The sequence below is a fragment of the Chryseobacterium sp. P1-3 genome, assembly GCF_000738495.1.
Lineage (GTDB): Bacteria > Bacteroidota > Bacteroidia > Flavobacteriales > Weeksellaceae > Chryseobacterium > Chryseobacterium gallinarum.
Genome location: NZ_JPEQ01000014.1, coordinates 30,354 through 46,135, shown reverse-complemented (window position 1 = coordinate 46,135; position 15,782 = coordinate 30,354). Strand labels below are relative to the sequence as shown.

General features: G+C 36.3%; 10 protein-coding genes and 4 pseudogenes. 6 read left to right on the top strand and 8 right to left on the bottom strand.

Annotation, left to right across the window (positions count from 1 at the left end; translation table 11 throughout):
* Window positions 1-276: 276 nt before the first annotated feature.
* Entirely contained in the window at window positions 277-1,584 is a 1,308-nt protein-coding gene (locus HX13_RS17615; RefSeq protein WP_050022152.1) for a hypothetical protein, read from the top strand.
* 244 nt (window positions 1,585-1,828) lie between these two features.
* Here HX13_RS17615 and recA read toward each other — a convergent pair.
* The 3 genes and pseudogenes from recA to HX13_RS24745 all read right to left on the bottom strand — a co-directional run bounded on the left by recA (window position 1,829) and on the right by HX13_RS24745 (window position 4,316).
* A pseudogene (gene recA, locus HX13_RS17610) lies at window positions 1,829-2,835 on the bottom strand (recombinase RecA).
* A gap of 295 nt (window positions 2,836-3,130) precedes the next feature.
* Window positions 3,131-3,796: an oxygenase MpaB family protein gene (locus HX13_RS24750; RefSeq protein ID WP_238555513.1), complete on the bottom strand. Its 666-nt coding sequence runs from the start codon at window positions 3,794-3,796 to the stop codon at window positions 3,131-3,133.
* A 4-nt stretch (window positions 3,797-3,800) separates the two neighbouring features.
* Window positions 3,801-4,316 carry a hypothetical protein gene (locus HX13_RS24745; RefSeq protein WP_238555470.1) on the bottom strand — a complete coding sequence of 172 codons (516 nt, stop codon included), beginning with the start codon at window positions 4,314-4,316 and terminating at the stop codon, window positions 3,801-3,803.
* 178 nt (window positions 4,317-4,494) lie between these two features.
* Here HX13_RS24745 and HX13_RS17600 point away from each other — a divergent pair, with 178 nt between their 5' ends.
* Entirely contained in the window at window positions 4,495-5,046 is a 552-nt protein-coding gene (locus HX13_RS17600) for a hypothetical protein (RefSeq protein WP_050022151.1), read from the top strand.
* A gap of 97 nt (window positions 5,047-5,143) precedes the next feature.
* Here the strand turns inward: HX13_RS17600 and gap are convergent.
* From gap to HX13_RS17570, 5 genes and pseudogenes are all read right to left on the bottom strand, one after another.
* Window positions 5,144-6,149: pseudogene (gap, locus tag HX13_RS17595) on the bottom strand (type I glyceraldehyde-3-phosphate dehydrogenase).
* A 33-nt stretch (window positions 6,150-6,182) separates the two neighbouring features.
* Window positions 6,183-7,109 carry a 6-phosphofructokinase gene (gene pfkA, locus HX13_RS17590; RefSeq protein ID WP_050022150.1) on the bottom strand — a complete coding sequence of 309 codons (927 nt, stop codon included), beginning with the start codon at window positions 7,107-7,109 and terminating at the stop codon, window positions 6,183-6,185.
* A 144-nt stretch (window positions 7,110-7,253) separates the two neighbouring features.
* Window positions 7,254-8,126, bottom strand: a complete 873-nt coding sequence (locus HX13_RS17585; RefSeq protein ID WP_050022149.1) for a DUF4846 domain-containing protein — start codon at window positions 8,124-8,126, stop codon at window positions 7,254-7,256.
* A 1,075-nt stretch (window positions 8,127-9,201) separates the two neighbouring features.
* Window positions 9,202-9,750, bottom strand: coding sequence for a TIGR03915 family putative DNA repair protein (locus tag HX13_RS17575; protein ID WP_238555512.1), 549 nt, complete (start codon window positions 9,748-9,750; stop codon window positions 9,202-9,204).
* A 321-nt stretch (window positions 9,751-10,071) separates the two neighbouring features.
* Window positions 10,072-11,331, bottom strand: a complete 1,260-nt coding sequence (locus HX13_RS17570; protein ID WP_050022365.1) for a putative DNA modification/repair radical SAM protein — start codon at window positions 11,329-11,331, stop codon at window positions 10,072-10,074.
* A gap of 155 nt (window positions 11,332-11,486) precedes the next feature.
* Here HX13_RS17570 and HX13_RS17565 point away from each other — a divergent pair.
* The 4 genes and pseudogenes from HX13_RS17565 (at window position 11,487) to HX13_RS17550 (ending at window position 15,722) form a co-directional block, all read left to right on the top strand.
* A pseudogene (locus HX13_RS17565) lies at window positions 11,487-12,816 on the top strand (hydroxymethylglutaryl-CoA reductase, degradative).
* 166 nt (window positions 12,817-12,982) lie between these two features.
* Window positions 12,983-14,053 carry a hypothetical protein gene (locus HX13_RS17560; RefSeq protein ID WP_050022147.1) on the top strand — a complete coding sequence of 357 codons (1,071 nt, stop codon included), beginning with the start codon at window positions 12,983-12,985 and terminating at the stop codon, window positions 14,051-14,053.
* 1 nt (window position 14,054) lies between these two features.
* Window positions 14,055-14,441, top strand: a complete 387-nt coding sequence (locus tag HX13_RS17555) for a DUF423 domain-containing protein (RefSeq protein WP_050022146.1) — start codon at window positions 14,055-14,057, stop codon at window positions 14,439-14,441.
* Window positions 14,442-14,443: 2 nt separating this feature from the next.
* Window positions 14,444-15,722: pseudogene (locus HX13_RS17550) on the top strand (chloride channel protein).
* The last annotated feature ends 60 nt before the right edge of the window (window positions 15,723-15,782 follow it).

The following is a 15,782-nucleotide window of genomic DNA, read 5'->3' as shown; positions in this document are numbered from 1 at the left end:
GGAGCCTATGGCTCCGCCGGGGTTTTGTTTTAAAATAACTCTTTAAAAAAAATCAGAAAATGTCACAATGGCATTTTTTTTTATGACGAGCCTATTCATCGCTTTTATTATATTTACCGCCAATTATCATAACAATATGGGAATCTTTGATTTTTTTTAAGAAAAAAAAGTAGCGGACAGGAGAAGAGCAGTACCCCGGTTCAACAGTATGGAGCAACAAATGTAGAGATTGCAGAACCAGAAATAGAAGAGACAGTAGAAGAAGTTATACAAACAGTGCAGGAAGTTTCCCTCCAACCTGCAGAAGAGAAAAAAATAAATGAGCAGTTTGAAAAAATCAGGATTTATAAAGATTATATCGTATATTCTATTGCGCTTCAGCTAAGAGGGGAGTATATGCCTCTGGCGGCTTTTGAAAAAGGGGATGGAATCGTTGAGGGATTTGCATATACGGTAACTGAAGATGCCTATGCATTTTCTCCACAAGATGCGGTAGGGAAGATGGAAGAAAAGTTTGAAAACGAACTTCAGGAAGGGAAAATAAAATCTTATGTAATTCTGTATCATTCTCAGTTTAACGATAACGGTAATCATACTCCGGCAATAAAAGAAGGAGAATTTAAAGCGATCTCACTTTCTTATCATTTTAAAGGGAATGGCAAGAAACAAATCGGACTTCCGTATATTTTCGAAAACGGGAATATTACCTATAAAGGTTTTGCTGGGTTTTCTCACGAAGAAAATAATGAAATCATGAATCATCAGCTGATAGATGGTAAAGAGTATTTTCCCAATACAGAAGGAATTACAGCTCCTGAGACAACTAATGAAGCGGGAATTATCATAAGAAAGTCAAATGTTCATAACCTTGTGAATACATGGAGTGGTATTTTTGGCCATGAGAATTTTCAGACTAAAGATTACGGACAATACCTGACAAACGTTTTAATGCAGTCTGCAGTCCCTGATCCTTCCGGAGAAAGTAATCATAAGACGGAATTTGAAGATGTAAGATTTAAAACCATCTTTACAGAAGAAATGAGTACAATAATCCCGGAAGTAAAAACTGATTATACTTTAGATTTTGAAACAAGATCGATCAGGGAATGGGAAAATGCATTGAATCTGAATGCGATTGTAGCCGGCCCGGCCCGGGATACTTTCGGAGTTTGGTTCTTTGCAACCGATTATGCCGAAAATAGGAATACATATCTGACACAACCACATCTGAAGGTGAATGTGAGCGGAATTGTTTTCATTCTTGATGTTCATACGAATACGGATTTACCTGATGGTACCAAAATGAATGAAGATTTCACAACGTATGTACCAAGCCAGGACCTTCCTAATTATGCATGTTTTGACTTCATTGCCCAGCTTGTAGACTTTAAAGAAACGACATTGCTTGAAGACAGAAGCATTAAAGGATATATCCTGAAGCTGAAACTGATCACCCATGAAGAAAATGAAGATTTCTTCACTATTGATGCTTTTGTGAATAAAGAGAATATGAGATTCGATACGTTAACAAAAGGAATGAAGGTTACTGGAGCTTTACAGCTACAAGGTAAAATTGTAGAATAATATCAAAAACATAAAAATAAAACGAGACTGTTCCAAAAGAGCAGTCTCGTTTTAATATTCCTTTATTTTTAAAATCTGTTTAACCGCTCCATAGGAACAATATGTTCATAGAATTTATACATTGTTGAAGAGGAGCTCCGTAGGAGCGACCTGTTAATCAATCTTAAAATTTGTTGAAAAATTACGGATTTATAAAAATAAAAAAGGCAATCCTAAGACTGCCTTTCCATTATTTTTTGAAAACTTATTTGTTGTTTTTCAGTTCTTCCTTGATTTTGTTTTCCAATTCCTCGGCTAATTCAGGATTGTCTTTTAAAACATCTTTTACAGCATCACGCCCCTGACCTAATTTAGATTCTTCGTAGCTGAACCAGGAACCGCTTTTCTTCACAATTCCCATATCTACTGCCGTATCAAGAATTTCTCCAACTTTAGAAACCCCTTCACCATACATAATATCAAATTCTGCCTGTTTGAAAGGTGGAGCTACTTTGTTTTTCACAATTTTCACTTTCACACGGCTTCCGATGGCTTCATCACCTTGCTTGATTGGTGCACTTGCTTTTCTGATATCAATTCTTACAGAAGCATAGAATTTAAGAGCATTACCTCCGGTAGTGGTTTCAGGGTTACCGAACATAACACCGATTTTTTCTCTTAACTGGTTGATGAAAATTACCGTACACTTCGTTCTTGAAATGGTAGCAGTCAGTTTTCTTAATGCCTGAGACATTAACCTTGCATGAAGACCCATTTTGGAATCTCCCATTTCACCTTCAATCTCCGCTTTTGGAGTAAGTGCTGCTACAGAGTCGATAACTACGATGTCAATTGCTCCTGAACGGATAAGATTATCCGCAATTTCCAGCGCTTGCTCACCGTTGTCCGGCTGGGAAATGATAAGGTTTTCCAAATCAATTCCTAACTTTGCAGCATAAGTTCTGTCGAAAGCGTGCTCAGCATCGATGAATGCAGCAATACCACCTGCTTTCTGGGCTTCAGCAATAGCGTGAAGCGTTAAAGTTGTTTTACCTGAAGATTCAGGACCATATATTTCAATGATTCTTCCTTTTGGATATCCTCCTATACCTAATGCGATATCTAATCCTAAAAGAACCGGAAGGAATTACCTCTACAGTATTGTCTATAGATTCGTCACCTAAAGTCATTACCGTTCCTTTTCCGTATGTTTTATCTAATTTGTCAAGCACTAATGCGAGTGCTTTTTTTCTTATCATCAATGTTACTCATCTCTATTAAAATAATTTCTCAAAAATACACAATTTATTGATCAAAAACTAATATTATTTGCCCTTAAAACTGGTTTTTAGAGTTAAAAAATGATAAAGTTTTAGAGCAGATGTGATTCATAACGAAGCAGATGCAAAACATAGTATGGGTGGCGGAAAAAAATAATATCTGTTGATTAGGATAGATGCTGAAAGCTGGAAGAAGGAAGTTATTGAAGCCTGTAAATGTATTGTACTTAATTTTATTACTCTTGCTAAGTGAGGTGTATCATCCAACAGAAACTTTACTGCCTACCCTAATGAAAATTTGAATTTTTAGTGATATTCAGGTAGTCTCCCAATACTTTCATCTGATCTTTGTTTCCTCTTTTTATTCTGGAGTCCCGGCTTACTAATTTGTCATAAATTTTGTTGAACAATATTTTAGACTTTGGGAATAGTTTTTTATTGGAAACTTCAGGGATCTGAAGCCTTTTACAAACTTCATCATCCAATAAGAACCACGTACAGCAGATATGAAGATACCTTAAGCTCTTCCTTTGGACCTTAAATTTTAAAATAGGATTCTCCAATGATTCGTTGAGAAGGGAATGAGCCAGAAGAACAGAGTCTTTATCAGAAGGCGGTTGAACGGAGGTCCATAAATAAAAATATTCTGTAGCCTGTTTTTTATTGTCAGGAAGAAGCTGTTCCGGTATACCCAACAAGTATCCGACGTATTTCCATAAGTGAAAAATCCCATGTTCTTCTTCAATCGAAAAAGTGTTTCCCAGTTTTTGAAGGCTATGAAGGAAAACAAGGCTGAAACCAATATAGGTGGCCATCATATCCCAGGAATTGATGGGCTCTCCCCAGTTTTCAGTGTCCCAGTTTTTATAATGCTTTTTGATGGAAAGCCTTGCATAGGAATGGATGAGACGGGTTTTTATGGCAAATTCATATCCTTTGGCATGAAGTTCCAGGGCACTATAACGGGTAACATTTACCCAAAAGTCTAAGGTCTCGGCAAGACGTTTTTACAGCTCCTTTTTTCAGAGCTTCGGTAACGATGAGCGGTTTGTTGAGGTAAGCATAATCATACCCTCCGATCAGGCAGTAATCCCGTAAAGAAATTAAAGAATCAAGATTGCTGCGCATACAAAGCTCAGCGCCGCTTTTCAGTAAATTGTCATCAAGCCATTCAGGAACTTTTTGTGTTTGGGTAAACAATTCTTTTATACTTTCCGGAACGGAATCTGTAGCTGAAACACCGTTTCGGATATATCCTTCAATTTCACGGGAAGCTTCATGGAATTTCTTTGTAAAGTAAACTTCCCTTACAACATCATCTCCGATTTCGTCAACATGGTAGAAATAAAGGGCAAATTTTTCAAAGTCTTTACAACTCACTTCAGCACCGGAAAAATCAATCAGTTGTCTTCCGTTACCATTCTCCCAAAAGTTTTTGAAATGAGGTGCATCTTTAAACCGGGGCTGTATCATTGTTCATTCCTTTGTATATAAAAATACAAGTTTTGCACCGGAATTCACTGGTGAGATTTATCAGTTATCCATATAATTTCTACAGTAGTCTGAAAAATACCACAAACGGGTAATTTTTTTGTGTCGTTTAATTTCCAACCTTTGTTCTAAGCAAGTACAACCCTTAAAAACTATTGTCATGAAAAAATTATCAATTATTACTTTTTTAACACTATTTATCATGTGTTCAGCTCAAAAGGATTATGAAGTAAAACCTTATACAGCTTATTTGTCTGAGTATAAACCATATTATACGATGATGTATTCAGAAATCCAGGAAATGAATATTCCCTTGTCTGAAAAATTAAAACTATTGAATGATGGTCTTCTTAATTTAAAAACAAAATTTAAAAAAGATAGAAAAAGTGAATTTGAAAGCAAATCCGTAGAGCTGGCTGTTACAAATTGGTGTACCAGCAAAAGTTCCGGAGGTAAAAAGAATTGTGGCTATTCCTATGTTTCTGCTCCTTCACCTGCTTTTTATACAACCAACGGATGGATTAGAGTAGTCGGCACAAACAAAGGGACATCAGTTGCTGCTGATGGAAGTTCTGCCGGATTAAAAATGACTGTAGCAGGCAAGGGTAAAAATAAAGGAACACTATATGCTGTTTTTAAATACAGACCAGACTACACTGTTAAAGCGGTAGAAGACGACACAGACAAATTATTTAGTCTTATCATTAATTAAAAGGATTAAATTTTAAAGACTCATTTTCCTGAAAGTAACTAAAAGTAAAAGCCTCCCCATCGGGAAGGCTTTTGTATTACTCATTGCTGATTATTTATTATAAAGAAGCAGCGTGTACAAGCATATCTACCAACTTGTTGGAATAACCCATTTCGTTGTCATACCAGGAAACAAGTTTCACGAAGTTAGGAGAAAGCATGATACCAGCATCTTTGTCGAAGATAGAAGTTCTCTTATCTCCTACGAAGTCCTGAGATACTACTGCATCCTCAGTGTATCCAAGGATACCTTTCAATTCACCTTCTGAAGCTTCTTTGATCGCTGCACAGATTTCATCATAAGAAGTTGCTTTTTCTAATCTTACTGTAAGGTCAACTACAGAAACATCTACAGTAGGTACTCTGAAAGACATACCCGTTAATTTTCCGTTTAATGAAGGAATTACTTTTCCTACTGCCTTAGCAGCACCTGTAGAAGAAGGGATGATATTGTTCAAAGCAGCTCTACCACCTCTCCAGTCTTTCATTGAAGGACCGTCAACTGTTTTCTGAGTTGCCGTTGTAGCGTGTACAGTAGTCATTAAACCTTCTACGATTCCGAATTTATCGTGGATAACTTTAGCTAAAGGCGCTAAACAGTTTGTTGTACAAGAAGCGTTTGATAAAATTTTGATATCATCTGTAAGTTCCTTGTGGTTTACTCCCATTACAAACATTGGAGTATCATCTTTAGAAGGAGCAGAAAGGATTACTTTTTTTTGCACCTGCATTGATGTGAGCCTGAGCTGAATCTTTAGATAAGAAAAGACCTGTAGATTCTACGATATAGTCAGCTCCGATTTCATTCCACTTTAGGTTATTTGGATCTTTCTCAGCAGTTACTCTGATTCTTTTTCCGTTTACCACAAGATCGTTTCCTTCTACAGAAACTTCACCCGGGAAAATTCCGTGTACAGAGTCATATTTTAACATGTAAGCCATGTATTCTGCATTGATCAGGTCATTGATTCCTACAACTTCAATGTTGTCTCTTTCAGTCATTGCTCTGAAAACAAGACGTCCAATTCTACCAAAACCGTTGATACCTACTTTGATTGTTGACATAATAGTTTGTTTTTATTAGATTTATAAAAATAATTAAATTGCTAAAATTTCTGAAATCAACATCAGATCTTTGTTGATTTCGTTATGTTTTTTAATAGCTTCTTCGATAGGCGTATATACCAGATCGTTGGAACGCATCCCTGCCATTACATTACTTTGTCCTTCCATTAATCCTACTACTGCACCAAATCCGAGTCTGCTCGCTAATACTCTGTCTGCACAGCTTGGTGATCCTCCTCTCTGGATGTGACCTAAAACCGTTACCCGGATATCATATTCCGGGAATTCTTCTTTAGTCTTGTTGGCAAGATCATAAATGCTTCCTAATTTTTCACCTTCTGCCACCACTACAATACTGGATGCTTTTCCTGTTTTTTCAGCTTTTCTGAAGTTTGCGAAAAGGTCATCCATGCTGTCTTTTTTCTCAGGGATCAGGATATCTAAAGCTCCGGTAGCCAATCCGCTGTTTAAAGCAATAAATCCGGCATCTCGCCCCATTACTTCTACAAAGAAAACCCTGTTGTGGGAAGTTGCAGTGTCACGGATTTTATCAATAGCTTCCATAGCAGTATTCAGTGCCGTATCATATCCGATGGTATTATCGGTTCCGAAAATATCATTGTCAATAGTCCCCGGTATTCCGATCACTCTGATGCCGAATTCTTCATTAAAGATTTTTGCTCCGGTAAAAGTACCGTCTCCCCCGATACACACCAAACCGTCAATACCAAGCTTTACACAGTTGTCATAAGCTTTCTGGCGGCCTTCTTTCGTTCTGAACTCGGTGGATCTGGCAGACTTTAGAATCGTTCCGCCCTGGTTGATTATATTTTTTACGGAACGAGGGCCCATTTTCAGAAAATCACCGTTGATGAGTCCGTTGTAACCTTCTCTAACTCCGTAGCATTCGATATTATAGTAATTGGCGGTTCTTACTACCGCTCTTAATGCAGCATTCATACCTGGAGAATCTCCTCCTGAAGTAAGAACTGCAATCTTTTTTTACAGCACTCTCTTTCATCTAGTAAAAAATTTCGAACACAAATTTACAAAAACAAGTTCAGATTATTGCAGTAACTTTTCAATAGTTTTGAATATATAGAATTAAAAGCTTCTGAGATTTGTCGGTTTGAAAATATACCGTGCTGTTTTGGTTTCCTGAGCATGGATATCAAGATCATACCATGGCGAAATATTTTTATTAAAAGGATTGGACAGTAAGTGTACAGACTGTGCCGGAGTAAAGCCTTCGCCCAATAAAAACAATCTTTTTCCTTGTTTATTCTTACATGTTCCTGCAATAAATACCACATGTCCCGGACTTCCCGGAGTAATCAGAATATCCCCGGTTTTTATATCCGGATTTTGTGCAACCGGTTTTGTTTCCTTATTTAATGAAATGGTTCCTGCATAATTAAAGATGAGGTCCAGGTAATTCCTGAAGTTTTGATAAGAATCATCAAAATTGGCCGTTTTTCTAAAACTTACGGAATTACCACTGACAAAAGCTCTGGTTCCATTTTTATAATCATTCCAGCTCAGCAGATCACCGCTTGTAAAATGAAATTTAATTTCGTCATACCTCTTTACTTTATACAAATATTCAGCTCTCAGACGGATAACAGCATCTGCGCATTGTTGTAAATCTTTATTTCCCGTATCGATATCAAATACGGCTTCGTGAAGATGTTGAGTGGAAACTGGTGTTCCATCATATTTTAGAACCGGACTTCCATAAGATTTAAGTTTAAAATTTTCAATGAAGTATCCGAAAGAATCTGATTTTTCATCGACCCATTTATAATCCTTAGGAGGAGAAAATCTTTCTTTAATGGTAATTTTATGTTGATTGATCTTCACCAGACTTTCAGCAGCCTTATCTTTTGTATCCTGAGAGTTTCGGTTTGATGATGGAGTTTTATCATGAGTACAGCTTAAAAGAAGCATAGCAATCAGTCCTGAGCTAATTCTTTTCATATTCATTTGATTGGGTTACAAATATGGGATTTTTTGTGAAATTTGAAGTATTGAAGCAAAGCTATTCGTCAAAAAAAAAACTCTACGAACAATCCGGAAATAAAAGTTATCCACAATTTGATAGCGTAAATTGTATTTTGTCTTGTAAGATTTTGATAATGAATATGTTTGTTTTATCCTTTGTACAGGGCATTTATGTTAATTTATCTTGCCCGTCGTATATGAAAAAGTTATCCACAATATGGAAGTGTGAGTTGCACTTACAAGGTAATGGTATGATAATTAATTTATTATGTATGGCCTTTGTATAGCGTATTCATGTTATTTTAATCTTGAAAAAGTTATCCACAATATGAGTTTTGTCGATGAAACAGTCACCATAAAAGACATACAAGTTTTTTACTGCTTCAATTATTTTTTTAGCTAAAACATAAAAACTCGAAAAACACTTACGTCAAAAATCAAATACTTTCTGCAGTATTGGCATAATCTGCAGGTAAGATCAACATTTGTGTCCATTTTTATTATGTCTTGAAAAAGTTATCCACAATATGGGGAATGGGAATTGTGATTTTTATGTAAGTGAATGGTAATTAATCTATTGTGTAATCCTTTTGTAGAGCTGTTTCACAAGGGTTTTCACGAGCGATAATTCATAAAAAAGTTATCCACAAAGTGAAATTGTTGATTGTGATTATGCTGGGAATTAGTGATAAACAATTAGCTATGGGTAATCCTTGTATAGGGGATTTGGATTCAACCATGCTATAAAAAAATTATCCGTAAACATCTGTGGATATCTGTGTCATCAGTGGTTACAATTAAAACCACAAAAGTCACAAAAGTTTTTTAGACACTTTAGTTTTTTTAAAGTTAACAGTATAATGTTGAGAAGCGCGCAGAAGTTAAAATCTGCGTGCCTAAAATCAGGCGAATATTTATAGTTAATAAAGAAGTTATCCACAAATAAATATGTATAGCAACCTATTTATTTTCCATATATTTAAATGCCTTTATAGGAAAAATAAAAAGTTATCAACAAACTAACAATCACAGATAAAACTATAAACAGTTCTCACCACTTCTCGGTCAGATATTTCCAGTATCTTTTGGGAACATGTTGTACATGGAGTTTCAGATTCTTTCTTTCCACAATATTGGTTTTGGTAAAATACCGTTGCCAAAGTGTTTGATAGTTCCTTTCCTCATCATGAAACTTTTCCTGATAATTTTTACCATCTAATTTTTCTTCCGGATAAAAGAAATCAGAAGTTTCCAGATCATAAAAGATCCCATAATTTCTTCGCAGATCATAGATCATCCATTTTTGATCCTGGTAACGGTCGCTGAAATGTTTTCTGATTAAAGGAAGAACATTGAAGTCAGGATCTATTTTTGAAAAGAAAATACCATCCTGCATTTTCTCAAAACGGACGAATGCTGTCATCCTGTGACTTTCTCTATCTACAGATTTACAGATTTTGGATATTTTCATGATATCAGAGTCGGCATAATTTTCCAGAATATTTTGTTGAGGATTCTTTACAGATTGTTTTACTGCTGATAGTGTTACTTTTTCCAATTCAGGATCTTCAGATAAAAAGACTTTTAAAAGCTTATATATTCCTTGTTTTCCCAGATTTTGTTCTAATTTTTTTTAAGACTCGCTCAGATTTATCAGGCTGAGTAATCACTTCATGAATCTCTGCAAAAATATTTTCCTGATGAAACCTTTCCCTACTCACAATTTCCACATCTTTATAGCGATATTCAAAAATTTCGAATATTGCTGTGAAAAGTCCGTCAAAACTTCCGTCGTAGAGTAGAGTGGTCATCATTTAAAAATATAATAAAATTGACTTTTTTGTCATGTTTCCGGTTACTGATGTAGAAGAACCCTGAAAAAAATGTTTTATTTCTGATAATATATTAATTTTAACTCGTTTTAAAATAAACTCAGTTGTTGAGAAAATTGATTGTGAAATTTTGATGAACTTCCACCAACCAGCAATTTCCTAAGGTTTTTATCTGTCAAATATTTCAGATAAGCATTCCCGGCATTAAAATCAATAAAATATTTCGCGCGGTTTACAGCGGCTCCTAACTTTTTCAAATGATCCATATGTAAAATTTGAAACCGCCTTGCGCTCACAATTTTCTGAGCTGTTTTTACTCCAATTCCCGGGATTCTTAAAATCATTTGATAATCAGCGGTCTGAAGATTGACGGGAAATTGGTCCAAGTGTCGCAATGCCCAACTTAACTTCGGATCCACTTCCAGATCAAGGAAAGGGATGTCAGGATCTAAAATTTCCTCTGCTTTAAAACCATAAAATCTCATCAACCAGTCAGACTGATATAGCCTGTTTTCACGAAGCATCGGAACTTCTGTAGTTAATGAAGGAAGTCTTTTATCCTCCAGCACCGGAACATATCCGGAATAATAAACCCTTTTCAGGTTGAAATTTTTATAAAAATGGTCAGCCACTTTAATGATTTGAAGATCATTTTCGTTGGTAGCACCTACAATCATCTGAGTAGATTGCCCTGCCGGGGCAAACTTGGGAACTTTCTTTAAGATTTTCTTCTCGTCCTGATACTGCGTAATCCCTTTTTGGATGTATCTCATCGGACTGATCATATCATGTCTGTTCTTTTCCGGAGCCAATAATTTTAAACCGCTTTCTGTTGGGATTTCAAGATTCACAGATAGTCTGTCTGCATATAAAGCTGCTTCCTGCATCAGTTCATCACTCGCCCCGGGAATAGATTTTAAATGAATATAGCCATTAAAATTTTCTTCCAGACGAAGTTTTTTAGCTACTCGTACCAATCGTTCCATCGTGGTATCTGCATTTTTGAAAATTCCTGAACTTAGAAATAGTCCCTCAATATAGTTTCTACGGTAAAAATTAATTGTTAAATCTACTACTTCTTCTACTGTAAATGCTGCCCTTTTAATGTCATTTGAACTTCTGGAAACGCAATAAGCGCAATCATAGATACAATGATTGGTCAGTAAAATTTTAAGCAATGAAACGCATCTTCCGTCTTCGGTATAGGTATGGCAGATGCCGCTTGCGGAGCTATCACCTAAAGCTCCTTTTTTATTTTTCCTTGTCCCTCCGCTGGATGAGCAGGAGACATCATACTTTGCTGCATCGGCAAGGATTTCAAGCTTTTCTTTAAGACGGTCAAAATTCATATTCTTAATAATTGATACATTTTGTATCGGATGTGTATTTAAATATTGTCCAAATTTAGTTCCAAAATTGATAAATGTCAACCTTTTTTCATGGAAGTTATCAACAAAAAAGAGTCTCAAAATCATTATATTTACGGCTCATTAAAGTTTCTATTATGAATCATAAACCGATTGAAGGTTTTTCCAAGCTTCCAAAGCAGGGGAAAATCGACTGGCTTGTAAACGAATACCTTGAAGGAAATCAGGAATATCAAAATATATTAAAACAATATTGGAACGAAGATGCCGACCTTCAGAAACTTCACGAAGAGTTTTCTGAAAATACGATTTCCAATTTTTATATGCCTTATGGAATTGCTCCAAATTTTCTGATTGACGGAAAACTATTGGCTCTGCCAATGGCTGTTGAAGAAAGTTCCGTAGTCGCTGCGGCCTCTAAAGCTGCAAAATTCTGGATTGATAAAGGTGGTTTTAAAACAACCATTATCAATACGGAAAAATTGGGGCATACCCATTTCATATTTAATGTAGAATCTCATAAATTATTACATTTCTTTAATTTTAGTCTAAAGAAAAAATTATTGGAGGCTACAGAAGATATCACTGCCAATATGAGAAAACGTGGTGGAGGAATCTTAAACATCAGCCTTGTGGATAAAACAGCAGAAATGCCAAATTATTACCAGCTGAAGGCAAGCTTTGACACGGTAGACTCGATGGGAGCCAACTTTATCAATTCATGTCTTGAGCAGTTTGGTAAAACACTAAGACAGGAAGTTGCCACGAGCGAGGACTTTACCCAGGATGAAAAAAACTCATTGCAAATCGTGATGAATATTCTTTCCAACTTTACTCCGGATTGTATCGTAAGAGCTGAGGTTTCCTGTAAAATGGAAGATTTAAAAGATGACAGCGGAATTTCTCCTGAGGAATTTGCATCCAAGTTTAAACAAGCTGTTACCATTGCTGAAATTGAACCTTACCGCGCAACTACTCATAATAAAGGAGTAATGAACGGAGTAGATGCAGTGGTGATTGCAACCGGAAACGACTTCAGGGCAACTGAAGCCTGTGCTCATGCCTATGCTGCAAGAGACGGAAAATACCGGTCTTTGACCCACTGTACTACCGATAACGGCGTTTTCAGGTTCTGGATCGATCTTCCGATTTCTGTAGGCGTTGTAGGAGGTCTTACCAATCTTCATCCATTGGTAAAATTCTCTCTGGCTTTACTGGGAAAACCTTCCGCACAGGAATTGATGAGTATTCTGGCTGTTTCTGGATTAGCCCAAAAATTTTGCAGCTCTGCGTTCATTGGTAACAACAGGTATTCAGAAAGGTCACATGAAAATGCATTTATTGAATATTCTGAATCAATTAGGAGCTACAGAAGAGGAGAAACAACATTTTGTGACTTACTTTAAAGATAAAACGGTAAGCCATCACGAGGTAATCAATGAGTTTAACAGAATGAGAGGGAACTAATGCTACAGATTATCTTGCCCATCATATTTCTCATCTTTGGATTCTTTTTGAAGAAAACAACATCACCGGGATTCCAAAGTTCCAAGAGATTTGCCAATATGTTTATCATACTGGGCATTTCTACTTTGGTGGCTAAATTTATTTTAATGTACCTAAAATCGAAATAATGAAAAAAAGTGTTCTGCTTTTCTTATTGATTTCCGGTGTAAGTTTTTCACAACAGAAAAATTTAAAAATAAGCAATTTGCCACCAAAGACTGAAAACTTTGTGTTTCCTGTGATTTCTTATCCGGACCGTCCGGAAGTAGAAAATAAGATCAATACATTCCTGCAGGTAAAAGAACTGGAATACATCCCGGGGACAGGCGGAGATCCTTCCAAATTAGTCTCTACAGGAACGACTTCATACTCCAATTATATTTACTATTATGATTGGGAAAAGCTGGAGACACCTAAGGATATTCTAAGTATAGGAATACATGGAGAAGCTATCGGTGCATATCCTGAGGAATTTGCAGACTGGAAAAATTTCGATTTAAGGACAGGGAATTATATCAATGCTGAAGCTTTATTTCAAAAGAGTACTGCTAAAATAGTTGCAGGTTTGATTCAAAAAAGAATAAAAAAAAGAGTTGATGACTTTCTTGTTACATTAAAATCTGAAAAAAATCCTTCAGAAGAAATTCAGGATCAGATTGATTTATATGAAGGGTGTTTCATGGATTATACTTTGAACGGTATCAGGTATTTTTTTGGAAAGGACAAGCTGACTTTTGTAGCAGGCAGATGCTCCAATCATGCAATGCGGGCGCTGGATGATTTGGGAAGCCACGAACTTGAATTTACCTATAAAGAACTTGAAAAGTACTGGAGCCCTTATGGAAAGAATCTAATATCCAGTTCTGAAACAATTGGTCAAACCGGTCCGGGAAATAAATTGTATAAAGGCAAAATTAATGGAAAATATCCCATTACGGTTTTATTCAACGAAATTAATGAGGATAATTCTTTTTCAGCTGTGTACTGGTATGACAAGAATAAAAAGCTGATCCATTGGAGAGGAAAGTTTGTTCAGGATCATTTCTCTATCATAGAAGATGATTATCATAGTGAAGAATTGAAAGCATGGATACCAAGAGCTCTGGTGGAAGCCGATGTAAAAGGAAATAAAATCGTCGGGACATGGCAGGATTATAGAACAAAAAAATATTTAACCCTAGAATTAGAAGAGTTATAAAATGAAAACAATTACTTTAATTTTTGGAGCGGTGTATGGAATGCTGTCAGTAATACTCGGTGCATTCGGAGCACATGCCTTGAAGAAGATATTGTCCGTAGAAAGACTTGAAAGTTTTGAAACGGGAGTAAGATACCAGATGTATGCAGCTTTTTTTCTGCTGATTATCGGGTATATTTTAAAATTTGAAACATCAACGGAAAAATGGACGTCCATTTTAATGATTGCCGGAACGTTTTTATTCTCAGTAAGTATCTATTTCTTAAGTATGCAGGATTATTTAGGAGCTAATCTTAAATTTTTAGGACCTATTACCCCGCTAGGAGGTTTATTGATGATCCTAAGCTGGGGAATGCTGATTCTTTATTTTGCTAAAAATAAGATCTGAGAATGAAAATTAACAGGAGAAGACGGCTTATAAGAACCTTTAACTTATTGGACCAGCCGATAAGATTTAATCCTTTTGTGTTCAGCCGTACTTTTTTTATGTGGGCTTTTACCGGTTTGGTAGGCGGTATTATTGCCGGTGGATACTGGATCGTACTGGAGCATTTCACGGAGTTTCTTGCTGAATTTCAGGGGTGGGAAGTAATTCCTACGATGGCGGTCTGCGGATTGCTGGCAGGATTAGTGATCCATTTTATTGGTGATCCCGGGGAAATCCATCTGATTGTTAATAATATCAGATTTAATAAAGGAAAGCTGGAGCCAAAGAACAATCCATCCATGATTCTTTCGTCACTTTTTTGTGTGGCATCAGGGGGAAGCTTAGGTCCAGAAGCACCTTTGGTACAGGTAACCGGATCTACAGGAACCTGGTTGGGGAAAATCTTCAGGCTGAAAGGTGAAGAACTGCGTTCCTTAAGTATTGCCGGAATGGCTTCCGGATTTACAGCATTGTTCGGAGCTCCACTGGGAGGAAGTCTTTTTTCATTGGAAATCCTGCATCATAAACATGCTGTAGAATATTATAAAGCTATTATCCCTGCATTAGTAGCAAGCTGCTTCAGCTACCTGATGTTTGCTCTGATCATTCATTTGGGTATTGGAGCAACCTGGGATTTAAAGGCTTACCATTACACGGGAGTATATGATTTTTTATATGCCACATTATTTGGAGTTGTAGGAACATTCTTCGGATGGATTTTCATTTTTGTCGTGAAATTTTTTTAAAAAACTTTTTGAATACAGAAATCTTCCCATCTATATTAAAACCTTGGTAGGAGGGATCATTTTAGGCGTTATTGCTTATAATTTCCCTATTACAAGATATTTTGGACATAACGAAATCAACCAGTTGATTGGTGGGAATTTCGGATTGAATTTTCTGATCCTTGTCCTTGTTTTTAAAATAGTAGCCATTGCCATTACCGTAACTTCAGGGTGGAGAGGAGGCTTCATCATTCCCCTTTTCTTCGTGGGAACCACATTAGGATTAATTATCCACAATTTATTTCCCAATGTAGACACCACGCTTGCCATTGTAAGTTGTATGGCAGCAATCAATGCCTGTGTAACGAGAACTCCGATGAGTACAACGATCATTTTAGGAACATTAACAGGGTTTACTTATTTTGTGCCGATATTGTTCGCCAGTCTTACAGGATATTTCCTGGCACCAAAAATTCCGTTTATCGGATCACAATCAGAGAAATTGGCGGAAGAATAAGGGAAAATCAAATGATATGTTAAAAATCAAGTCAACAGGACTTTAAATTTTAAGTCAATA

Coding starts and splice junctions, on each gene's coding strand:
- HX13_RS24745 (WP_238555470.1), bottom strand. CDS start 4,316: ATGATACAGCCCCGGTTTAAAGATGCACCTCATTTCAAAAACTTTTGG.
- HX13_RS17600 (WP_050022151.1), top strand. CDS start 4,495: ATGAAAAAATTATCAATTATTACTTTTTTAACACTATTTATCATGTGT.
- pfkA (WP_050022150.1), bottom strand. CDS start 7,109: ATGAATGCTGCATTAAGAGCGGTAGTAAGAACCGCCAATTACTATAAT.
- HX13_RS17585 (WP_050022149.1), bottom strand. CDS start 8,126: ATGAAAAGAATTAGCTCAGGACTGATTGCTATGCTTCTTTTAAGCTGT.
- HX13_RS17570 (WP_050022365.1), bottom strand. CDS start 11,331: ATGAATTTTGACCGTCTTAAAGAAAAGCTTGAAATCCTTGCCGATGCA.
- HX13_RS17560 (WP_050022147.1), top strand. CDS start 12,983: ATGAAAAAAAGTGTTCTGCTTTTCTTATTGATTTCCGGTGTAAGTTTT.
- HX13_RS17555 (WP_050022146.1), top strand. CDS start 14,055: ATGAAAACAATTACTTTAATTTTTGGAGCGGTGTATGGAATGCTGTCA.